The sequence below is a fragment of the Achromobacter sp. SIMBA_011 genome (assembly GCF_046535435.1).
GTDB classification, from domain to species: Bacteria; Pseudomonadota; Gammaproteobacteria; order Burkholderiales; family Burkholderiaceae_B; genus Achromobacter; species Achromobacter dolens.
In genome coordinates this window covers 1-265 of sequence record NZ_JAWRWN010000596.1, presented here as the reverse complement: position 1 = coordinate 265, position 265 = coordinate 1, and the positions used below count along the sequence as shown (strand labels likewise).

The 265-nt window shown below is 62.6% G+C and carries 1 pseudogene; it reads left to right on the top strand.

The features are described from left to right. Nucleotides 1–265: pseudogene (locus tag SB816_RS32310) on the top strand (sulfatase); the annotation flags it as partial.

Sequence of the window (265 nt, the reverse complement as noted above, 5' to 3'; positions counted from 1 at the left end):
GCATCGAAGCTGGGGGCCGCTCGAGCCGTTCGACGATTCGATGCCGAACATGCTTCGACGCGAGGGCATCCATACGCATTTGGCCAGCGATCATCCGCACTATTGGGAAGATGGCGGTGCGACTTATCACACGCGGTACAGCAGTTGGGAGTTCTTTCGCGGGCAGGAGGGCGACCCGTGGAAGGGGCAAATCCGGCAGCCGCCGATTCCGGCGCGGCTCAAGGGGGCGCTGAACGAGAAGGCCGCGCGACAAGATTTCGTCAAC